The 9,703-nt window shown below is 49.3% G+C and carries 10 protein-coding genes and 1 pseudogene (1 of these 11 cut by a window edge); 9 read left to right on the forward strand and 2 right to left on the reverse strand.

The features are described 5' to 3' along the window. The 9 genes and pseudogenes from H5U02_02550 to H5U02_02590 all read left to right on the forward strand — a co-directional run. Window positions 1–57 (forward strand): annotated as a pseudogene (locus H5U02_02550) (YggT family protein); it begins 222 nt to the left of the window's first position. Between the two features lie 13 nt (window positions 58–70). Beyond that, complete coding sequence (locus H5U02_02555; protein ID MBC7341321.1) at window positions 71–589, forward strand: DivIVA domain-containing protein; 519 nt, start codon at window positions 71–73, stop codon at window positions 587–589. Then, a complete protein-coding gene (locus H5U02_02560; protein MBC7341322.1) occupies window positions 559–873 on the forward strand; it encodes a DUF167 domain-containing protein in 315 nt (104 codons plus the stop codon). The genes H5U02_02555 and H5U02_02560 overlap by 31 nt, the downstream gene beginning before the upstream one ends. A gap of 63 nt (window positions 874–936) precedes the next feature. Next, entirely contained in the window at window positions 937–3,750 is a 2,814-nt protein-coding gene (gene ileS / locus H5U02_02565; protein MBC7341323.1) for an isoleucine--tRNA ligase, read from the forward strand. After that, window positions 3,707–4,006 carry a hypothetical protein gene (locus H5U02_02570; GenBank protein MBC7341324.1) on the forward strand — a complete coding sequence of 100 codons (300 nt, stop codon included), beginning with the start codon at window positions 3,707–3,709 and terminating at the stop codon, window positions 4,004–4,006. The genes ileS and H5U02_02570 overlap by 44 nt, the downstream gene beginning before the upstream one ends. A gap of 32 nt (window positions 4,007–4,038) precedes the next feature. Further along, window positions 4,039–4,677, forward strand: a complete 639-nt coding sequence (locus tag H5U02_02575; protein ID MBC7341325.1) for a TraR/DksA C4-type zinc finger protein — start codon at window positions 4,039–4,041, stop codon at window positions 4,675–4,677. Between the two features lie 17 nt (window positions 4,678–4,694). Continuing rightward, window positions 4,695–5,957 (forward strand): bifunctional hydroxymethylpyrimidine kinase/phosphomethylpyrimidine kinase, encoded by a 1,263-nt coding sequence (thiD, locus tag H5U02_02580; GenBank protein ID MBC7341326.1) that lies wholly within the window; start codon window positions 4,695–4,697, stop codon window positions 5,955–5,957. 46 nt (window positions 5,958–6,003) lie between these two features. After that, entirely contained in the window at window positions 6,004–6,429 is a 426-nt protein-coding gene (gene lspA / locus H5U02_02585; GenBank protein ID MBC7341327.1) for a signal peptidase II, read from the forward strand. Between the two features lie 20 nt (window positions 6,430–6,449). Continuing rightward, window positions 6,450–7,403 (forward strand): RluA family pseudouridine synthase, encoded by a 954-nt coding sequence (locus tag H5U02_02590; GenBank protein MBC7341328.1) that lies wholly within the window; start codon window positions 6,450–6,452, stop codon window positions 7,401–7,403. On the opposite strand, the gene H5U02_02595 is transcribed toward H5U02_02590, so the two are convergent. Continuing rightward, complete coding sequence (locus H5U02_02595) at window positions 7,359–9,134, reverse strand: glycoside hydrolase family 13 protein (GenBank protein ID MBC7341329.1); 1,776 nt, start codon at window positions 9,132–9,134, stop codon at window positions 7,359–7,361. The two genes, H5U02_02590 and H5U02_02595, sit on opposite strands and share 45 nt — an antisense overlap. Before the next feature lie 38 nt (window positions 9,135–9,172). Continuing rightward, window positions 9,173–9,466 carry a hypothetical protein gene (locus H5U02_02600; GenBank protein MBC7341330.1) on the reverse strand — a complete coding sequence of 98 codons (294 nt, stop codon included), beginning with the start codon at window positions 9,464–9,466 and terminating at the stop codon, window positions 9,173–9,175. Window positions 9,467–9,703 lie beyond the last annotated feature (237 nt).

Genomic DNA, 9,703 nt, shown 5'->3' on the forward strand with positions numbered 1-9,703 from the left:
TTGGTCCTGGTTTTACTAGAGCGCTTGGTTCTCCAATTTATCTGGAGCATTTATTGACAGGAGGATGGTTATGGGTTTAACGCCCTTAGACCTTCAAAATCGCTCCTTTAAAGTATCTTTTCGAGGATATAATCAGCTGGAAGTAAATAGCTTTATTGACAAGGTCGCTCGTGAGTTCGAACAGCTTTATCGTCAGAACGTCGAATTAAAGGAAAAGCTAAGCGCCTACCAAGAACTGGTAGAAAAGTACCGGAGCATGGAAGAGACTATTCGCAATTCGATTGTGGTAGCTGAGAAAGCAGCCGAGGAATTGCGCTTGGCTGCCGCCAAAGAAGCTGAAAATTTGCGGTGCCAAGCTGAAATCCAAGCAGAGCAGATCCTCAAGAAGGCACAAGCTGAAGTGGAAAAAATTCAAGGCGAGTATTTATTGCTTCGGCGGCAGGTAGACCGATTCAAGAATAGCTTTAAGGCTCTTTTAACTTTTGAGCTAGAGAACCTGGAACGGGGTCTGGAGATTTCAGTAGTAGATTCGACTAGTGAGGCTCAGGAAGAGGCGGCATGTTCTACCGAGTTACCCCAAGAGGAATAGAGCTTAAGATTCGCGTCCAGCCCCGAGCATCCAAGAATGAGGTTGCTGGCCTCTATGGCGAATTCTTGAAAGTACGGGTAACGGCTTCGCCGACTGAAGGTCAGGCCAACGAAGCTTGCCGCCGGATTTTGGCCGACCTCTTAAATGTTCCAATCTCTCGAGTGAGAATCATCAAGGGCCATTCGGCACGCAATAAGACGCTCGAAGTTAAGGGTTTAAAAGAGGAGCAGTGGCTTAGTTTGACTTTGCCGGGAATAGAAAGCTATAATGGCTCTGGAAGGTAGTGTTAGGCCTCTCCTTCCTTTTGAAAGCGAGAGGCTTTCCTGTATTTGGCGAGGTGAAAGAGATTGGATTTTAGCAGGACCCTGAATTTGCCGCGAACCGATTTTCCCATGAAAGCCAACCTACCTAAGCGAGAGCCAGAAATCTTGGCCTTTTGGCAAAGTATTGGTCTTTATGAGCAGGTACAAAAAAGGACTAGTGGTCGTCCCCAGTTTATTCTCCATGATGGGCCGCCATACGCCAATGGTCACATTCATTTGGGGACTAGCCTCAACAAGATTCTTAAAGATTTTATCGTGAAGTTTTATTCGCTGGCTGGGCATGATGCTCCCTACGTTCCAGGGTGGGACACCCATGGTTTGCCAATTGAACAACAAGCCATCAAGGATTTAGGGATTGACCGCCATAGTGCGGATCTTCTTGAATTTAGGCGCCATTGCCGAGAATACGCGCTGAAGTTTGTTGGTATTCAAAAAGAAGAATTCAAGCGCTTGGGGGTACGTGGCGATTGGGATCGCCCTTATCTTACGCTGGACCCAGAATATGAAGCAGTCCAAATTGGCATTTTTGGTTCTATGGCGGAAAAGGGCTACATCTACAAGGGCCTTAAGCCTGTCTACTGGTGCGCTGACTGTGAAACTGCCTTGGCTGAGGCTGAAGTGGAATATCAAGATCACCGGTCTCCTTCTATTTATGTTAAGTTTCCTATTATCGATGCTAAGGGTCGGTTTGAAACTAGGAACAGCTACGTAGTTATTTGGACCACTACTCCCTGGACCTTGCCAGCTAATCTGGCGGTGGCGGTAAACCCAACGTTTACCTACGTACTAGTTCGAGTCGGCGAGGATCTCTATTTGGTAGCCAAGGAGCTTTGCAAACAGTTCCTCGAGGTTTTAGGCGCATCGGATTGCAAGGTGGAGAAGCAGTTCCTTGGAAGTGAGCTCGAGGGAATTAAGTATATAAGCCCCTTAAATGGCAGGGAATGCCCAGTGATCTTGGGCGACCATGTTACCTTGGAGCAAGGTACGGGATGCGTGCATACTGCCCCTGGCCATGGCTTAGAGGACTATGAAGTGGGAGTCAAGTACGGCCTTCCTATCCTCTCTCCGGTGGACTCCCAAGGCCGATTCACTGACGAGGTAAAAGATTTTGCCGGCATGCCATTGGAAAAGGCTAACCGGCCGATTTGTGAAGCTTTAGAGCGCCAAGGGCAGCTGCTTCACTTCGACTTTATCCAGCACCAGTATCCCCATTGCTGGAGGTGCAAGAGTCCGGTATTCTTCCGGGCCACTGAACAATGGTTTGCTTCAGTTCAAGGTTTTCGCCAGGAAGCCTTGCAAGCCATCAGAAAAGTTAAGTGGATACCTGCTTGGGGAGAAGAGCGCATCTCTAAGATGATGGAGGATCGGAGTGATTGGTGCATTTCCCGCCAGCGCGTCTGGGGAGTACCTATACCCATTTTCTATTGCCAGAGCTGTGGAGAGGAGATTATCAACAGGGAGACCATCAGCCACTTGCAGCAGCTGTTTAAGGACTATGGCAGTGATATTTGGTTTGCCAAGACTGCCAGCGAACTATTACCGCCTGGGTTCACGTGTCCTAAATGCGGAAGCAGAGAATTTAACAAGGAAAAGGATACTATGGATGTGTGGTTTGATTCTGGTTCTAGCCATGCTGCAGTTCTAAAAACTCGACCTGAGCTGCGCTGGCCTGCCGATCTTTACTTGGAAGGTAGCGACCAACACCGAGGTTGGTTTAATTCTTCTCTATCTACATCTGTAGCTACTTCCGGTCAAGCGCCTTATCGTGCGGTTTTAACCCATGGATACGTGGTAGATGAGCAAGGCAGAAAGATGTCCAAATCTCTGGGCAATGGGATTGATCCCATGGATGTTGTCGAGCAAATGGGTGCCGACGTCCTACGGTTATGGGTAGCTTCAGCCGATTACCGTCGCGACGTGGCAGCATCGCCTGGAATAATGCGCCAGATGGTGGAGGCGTACCGGAAGATTCGTAATACCTGCCGCTTCCTGCTGGGCAATCTTTATGACTTTGATCCCCAAAAGGATCGGGTGGAATATGGTCAATTACAGGAGATTGACAAGTGGGCGTTGTTACGGCTTCACAAGTTGATAACTAGAGTCACCAAGGCATATGAGGATTACGAATTTCATGTGGTTTACCATGCTGTCCACCGCTTCTGCGTAACCGATATGAGCGCCTTTTACCTAGATATTATTAAAGATAGGCTGTATACTACTCTGGCTGATTCCCAGGAACGGCGAGCTGCCCAGACGGTTTTGTATGACGTTATTCATGCTTTGGTTCGAATGTTGGCTCCTATCCTGGCGTTTACAACTGAGGAGATTTGGCAACACTTAAGGCGATCAAAAGACCCAGTAAGTATCCAGCTAACTGATTGGCCTAAACCCAAACCCGAGTACATCGACCAGGATCTCGAGGAACGTTGGAATTCGGTGCTTGAATTGCGGGAGCACGTATCCAGGGCAATCGAACAAGCCAAGGAGGCACACGCGATCACTAACGCGTTACAGGCTAGAGTGGATCTATATCCCCTGGGCAACCAGGGGCGGTGGTTGGAGCTGGGAGGGGAAGGCTTGGCGACAGTCTTTATTGTTTCTAAGGTGGTTATTCATAGCCCCTCCGAAGTTGCCCCCGAGGGTAGCTATTTTGCGGATGACCTAGGGGTAGGTATTGTAGTTAGTTTGGCTGAGGGAGAGAAATGCGAACGCTGTTGGTTGACTAGCGAAACTGTGGGAACGGATCCGGAATATGCCTCATTGTGCCAACGGTGTGCAGGAGTAGTAAAGGCATATGAAAGACGAATCGTGGAAGCTGCTTCTGGAGAAGCTAGATGATTTTAGCCGCTTGCTAGAGAAGATGCGGATTGCCGATTACGTTCAACTTTTGGAGCACCCGCAGCGATTGCTTATGATTAACTTTGTGGCCGGTGTGGCCCGCGGTTTGGGAATGGCGGTAGGTTTTACCTTAATAGGGGCAATAGCGATATATTGCTTGAGGGTACTGGTAAACTTGCACCTACCAGTAATCTCCAACTTCATTGCTCGCATAATCATCATGGTTCAAGAGCAATATCAACTTATCAACATCTAGATCATGATGGTTGGTGCAGGAGGTTTTGCCAATTGACCAAGTATGAGCAATTTAGGTCGGAGCTTCGCCGACGGCGCGCTCGCATAGAAAGGGCAATTGCCGAGATGGAAAGGCAAGGGTTGGGAATGCCCCTAAGTTATTCCATGGGTGAGCTGTCTGCCTATGATAACCATCCAGCTGATTTGGGAAGCGAGGTCTTTGAGCGCAGTAAGGATATGGCGGTTCGCGGTTCTTTACGGTTGAGGCTTGCAGAAATCGATGAGGCTTTCGAGCGGCTGGAAGAGGGTACTTATGGGGTATGTCAGCGGTGCGGGCAACCTATTCAGCCTGAGAGGCTATCTATTATTCCAGAGACCAAGCTTTGTTCAGTTTGCGCTCGTACCGACGAGCCCCGCGGCTTCTTTCCCGAAGGCCAAAAACGGCCAATTGAAGAGGAAGTCATCACATTTCCATTTGTAAATGTTTCTAGAGAGAACGTAGGTTACGATGGCGAAGACGCATGGCAGGATGTTGCCCGCTACGGCACTTCGGAAACACCCTCGGATGTCCCCAACGATTGGTCATACCCTTCGTATTACCGCAAAGACGAAGATCGCGGGACTGTCCAAGAAGTTGAGAAGATAATTAGCGAGAAAGATGATCGACTGGAGTCAACTTATGACCCCCAGTAATTTAAGGGGCTGGTTTCGTGCTGAAGCGGTGCCTGACGGTAGCTGGATCCGATTCTGGTGGAGGGGCAGGCATTGAGGCTGATCTGAAGACTTTTGCAGCAACTGGAACATATGGCACTGTAGCCGTAACCGCCGTAACTGCCCAAAATACCTTTGAGGTCCGCGGCATACATGCTGTTCCAGCCAAATTGGTGGCGCAACAGATAGAGGCGGTAGCCGATGACATTGGTATTGATGCAGTTAAAACTGGGATGTTGGCCACAGCTGAAATTGTGGAAGTAGTGGCTGCTCGAATACGGGATTTGGGTCTGCCAAAGCTGGTAGTAGACCCGGTGATGATCTCCAAGTCAAAAAACAGATTGCTAGCCGAGGATGCCATTGAGGCTCTCAAAAGGTACCTTCTGCCTTTAGCTACGGTTGTTACCCCCAACCTGGAGGAGGCTGAGGTTTTAAGCGGCAAGTCTATCAATGGGCTACCTGAGATGATGGATGTTGCCAAAACCCTTCATAAGCTTGGATCTCGGTACGTGATCGTAAAGGGCGGACATTTGGCAACCGAAATCCTTTACGATGTTCTTTATGATGGTCAGGACTACTATGTCTTTCCTCACCATCGCATACATACTTCCAGCACTCACGGTACGGGTTGTACCTTTTCGGCAGCTTTGGCCAGTTATCTGGCCCAAGGAGATGACATCTATGTTGCTACTTTTAAGGCTCAACGATTTATAAGGCACGCCCTGGCTAATAGCTTGGAGTTAGGGCACGGTTCAGGTCCTACCAACCACTTGGCCAAACTCTATGAGCACAGCAGTAAATACCAAGTGTGGACAAGATTTCGGGAAATCTTAAGCTTTTTGCGCCGGACCAGAGTGCATGCCCGCATGTCGCTCAGCTTGCAATTTAGCATGCTTGCTTATCCCTTTTGCTCCCCTGATGATGTCTGTTCTCTGGCGGGGCCCATAGTAGTGAGCGATGGGTACTTTCATGTTACCGGTGTTCCAAGTTTTGGTAGGCCGACTCCTGAGGGGGACGTACTCTTGACGCTGGCAAGGAAAGGGCTCCACTTTGAAGGCGCATGGCTGTTGCCTGCTGCTTTGGCAGGCGCCATTCGGCAGTGCGGTTGTACCGAAGTGAGTGACTGCCCAAGCTTTAGTCCCAAAGCTGAGGCCAGTTTTACTTACTACAAGATCTGCTCCGAAAGCAAGGAAGTTTGCCTTCTAGGGCAGGATGCAATTGCCCTGGCTGTACGTCTAACCAAGATCCTGAATAAGATTTAATCCGGAGGCGCTGACAATTAATAATAAGGTATCTTTTTGGCTGGCGATGATTGCCACTCTGGTTGCGGATCAACTAAGTAAGTTAATAGTAAGCCACTATCTATATATAGGCCAAAGTATCCCGTTGTGGACAGGCGTCTTGCATTTGACTTATACTGAAAACCCCGGAGCTGCTTTCGGGATCTTTGCTAATCGAGCACCTCTGTTTATTGCTGTAACTTTGCTGGTGGCCATCTTAGTGCTTGCTCTACATGTGGTTATGCCTTCGCAGGCCAAACTTATTCACTTTTTTGGCGGGTTGACCCTAGGCGGTGCATTAGGCAACGCCTTAGATCGGGTGCGCCTGGGTAGAGTAATTGACTTTATTGACTTCCGGATTTGGCCGGTATTCAATTTGGCAGATATCGCTATCATTTTAGGCGTTGGTATGCTGGCTTGGTATTTTGTCTCTACGGTTAAAGAAAAAGGGTAGGTAGGTGATAAGTATCAGGAATGCCCGAGTGCAGACAACTACTGGTCGGGGATGGCGAGGGCCAAATTGGGATTCAGGGCCTAAGGTTAGACTTAGCCTTGAAAAAGGTATTTCCGGAGATATCCCGTTCTCGGGTGCAACAGCTGATCGACGAAGGCTATATCTTGGTAAATGGGAGGAAAGCCAAAGCTTCATATCAGGTCAGGATAGGAGATGAGGTCAGTGTCACCATCCCCGACCCTCAACCACTAGAGGTGGTGGCTGAGGAAATACCTCTTAACATAATTTACGAAGACAAGGATCTAGCAGTCATAAATAAGCCTGCGGGGATGACAGTCCATCCCGCTCCTGGTCATTCCCGGGGCACGTTGGTCAATGCTCTGCTTGCACGCTGTCATGACTTATCAGGGATCGGGGGATATCTCCGTCCGGGCATAGTCCATCGTTTGGATAAAGATACATCAGGTTTGATGCTAGTAGCCAAGAATGATTTGGCCCACCTAAGGTTGGCAAAGGCTATAAAGCAGAGAAAAGTTAAGCGGATCTACATGGGCCTAGTTCATGGCGTCCCTAGTCCCCGCCAAGGTTGCATTGATGCTCCTATCGGTAGGCACCCGGTCAGACGCAAGGAGATGACTGTCACCCCTATAAATTCTCGGCCTGCCATTACCAATTACAAGGTAATTGAGGAATTCTCTAGCTATAGCTTAATTGAGGCCAGGCTGGAAACTGGCAGAACCCACCAAATTCGTGTGCATATGGCCTATATAGGGCACCCCATTGTAGGTGACCCGGTTTATGGAAGGCGCAAAGGCAATCTTGGCTTGCGCACCCAGGCTTTACATGCTGCTCGGCTGGTCTTTAGCCACCCAACTACAGGGGAAATCATGGATTTTCAAGCGCCTCTGCCAACTGCTTTTAAGGAAGCATTAGATCGATTGCGTAGGGGTTTGGATTTGCGAAAAGGGGGCTAGTATCGCTCCTCCTAGGGGCGGCAGAGGGATGGTAACGCACTCACTTGGTGCTTTTATAGCTTCTCCTTGGAGCAGGTCAACAATGGTATCACTTCGGGGGAAACTTGCTTTCCAGAGCGGCAAGGCGATCGATTGATGGTACGGTTCTAGATTCAGAGCCACAATGGCTTGTGAGTATGGGGTTAGGCGTGCGTAAGCATAGATCCAGCGCCGGTTGTCTGCGGTCAAAGTCAGATATTGGCCTCGGCGCAGGGCTGAGACTTGGCGGCGAATGCGGATAAGATGACGGTAGTAAGAGCGCAATCCCAAGTCTTGCTGGTTTACGTCCCAAACCATAGGGGCCCGGCACCCAGGATCGGGACCCCCCTTCATGCCTACCTCATCGCCATAGTAAATCATGGGTATCCCGGGGAAGGTAAACTGAAAGATTAAGGCCAGTTTTAGCCGTTCAATTGCCGACGCATTAGCAGCCATGGCGGTTGGCGCCTCTTCCTCAAAGACGGTCAGGATCCTAGCTGTGTCGTGGCTACCCAGCAGGTTGAGAAGGCAGTAGTTTGCCTGTTCCTGGTAGCTCAAGAGCATTCTCTTGATCCGATAATCGAAGGTGCTTACGGTTATGTGCCGGCGCGCGAATAAATCCAAAACAGCATCGCGAAATAGGTAATTCATGACTGCATCGAACTGATCTCCATGTAGCCAAGGGCGCCCGCATCCCCAGATTTCGCCTACAATATAGGCGTTTGGATTAATAGATTTCACCACTTGCCGAAACTCCTGCCAAAAACTAGATTCGATTTCATTGGGAACGTCGAGCCTCCAGCCATCAATGTAAAACGTTTTGGTCCAATACGCGATCATGTTGAGGAGGTATTGGCGCACCTTTGGGTTTTTGACATTAAGCTTGGGTAAATCAGGGAAGCCCCACCAACACTCATAGTTAGGGCGAGGATACTTGCTTACGGGATAATCGTATATGTAATACCAATCGGCGTAAGCTGAGTTTTGACCCTTTTCCACCACATCCCGAAAGGCCCAAAATTCATCCCCTGTATGGTTGAGGACGGCGTCCAGGATGATGCGCATCCCCCGTTGGTGCAGGGCATCCACTAACTCTTTAAATTTCTCGAGGTTGCCAAAGTGGGGGTCGATGGACAGATAGTCCATGGTGTCGTATTTGTGGTTGGAAGTCGAGGCGAAAATGGGGTTTAGCCAAATACAATTTATGCCTAGGTCTTGCAGATAATCAAGCTTCTGGATGATCCCTTCCAGGTCTCCACCAAAGAAGTTGCTACGAGTAGGGATTCCTCCCCAGGGTTGGACCCCGGGTGGATCGTTATTGGGATTGCCGTTACAAAAACGTTCAGGGAAAATTTGATAACAAATGGCATCTCTCGCCCAGTCTGGAGTTTGGAAGATTTGATCGGGATCCCAAGAGATTTCAAAAGGTTGGTTTTGGTTGGATCGATCCTTCAACCGGTAGATCTTGCCTTGATGGATAAATTCAAAGAAATAGCGTAACCGATTAGTGGCAACCCTCAGATGCGCCTGATAGTATCTGGAATGCCTCCAGGCACAAAAAAGGTACATGGGGTATCGGTGCCACCCCTGATTGTAGTACCAAATGGCCGCTTGCCCTGGTATATTAGGCTGGACCTTAAGGCGAATTAAAACCAGGTCCGGCTTCAAGGGATCAAAGAACCGTGCCATGGGGTAATGAAGCATAGTTACCATTTTTAACTTAACCACCTCGTGGGATGTGACGCGCGGAACTAACTATCAGTAGTACAGGTGGTGTTTTGGGGCTTAAAACCGGCTGCGCCAGCAGCGAACCCCAGGGACCAAGCAAAGGCTACTTGCCGTTGCAGTATATCCAGCAAGGTAGCATTTGCGGACAATACTAACCTATCCTTGTAGGTCAAATAGCTTTGGTCCTTCAATGATTTACGGATCTCTTCTTGGAAGATCAGTGCTATCTCCCTAACTAGGTCCTGGCCTGGCCCGGCCAAGAAAATTCGAGCTTGTCGGTAGTTCTGATCTAAGTATGGGTTCAGCTTTTCACCCACGGACGATACCTCCAAAATACCATGAGTGGCGGTTATTATAACCACTAGATCTGTTATAATTGTGCCCAAGAATGCGGGTTAAACTTACGTTGAGGCAAAATCCTGCGGAGGGGTGCATCCGAAAGAAGCATGAAAATGCCGAGGATGCTGGCGCAAGGCGACTTTGGGCGAGCCTCGCGAGACGTCGGCGAGACCGAGCCCGGAGGCGGGGCCGAGGACAGGACATCCGAGGCCGAC

The organism is Clostridia bacterium (assembly GCA_014360065.1).
GTDB lineage: Bacteria > Bacillota > DSM-521 > Neomoorellales > JACIYF01 > JACIYF01.

Bases quoted from the DNA above. Each gene is read 5' to 3' on its own strand.
- H5U02_02590 (MBC7341328.1), top strand. From the start codon at position 6,450: ATGCCCGAGTGCAGACAACTACTGGTCGGGGATGGCGAGGGCCAAATT.
- H5U02_02570 (MBC7341324.1), top strand. From the start codon at position 3,707: ATGAAAGACGAATCGTGGAAGCTGCTTCTGGAGAAGCTAGATGATTTT.
- H5U02_02555 (MBC7341321.1), top strand. From the start codon at position 71: ATGGGTTTAACGCCCTTAGACCTTCAAAATCGCTCCTTTAAAGTATCT.
- H5U02_02560 (MBC7341322.1), top strand. From the start codon at position 559: ATGTTCTACCGAGTTACCCCAAGAGGAATAGAGCTTAAGATTCGCGTC.
- H5U02_02595 (MBC7341329.1), bottom strand. From the start codon at position 9,134: ATGGTAACTATGCTTCATTACCCCATGGCACGGTTCTTTGATCCCTTG.
- lspA (MBC7341327.1), top strand. From the start codon at position 6,004: ATGATTGCCACTCTGGTTGCGGATCAACTAAGTAAGTTAATAGTAAGC.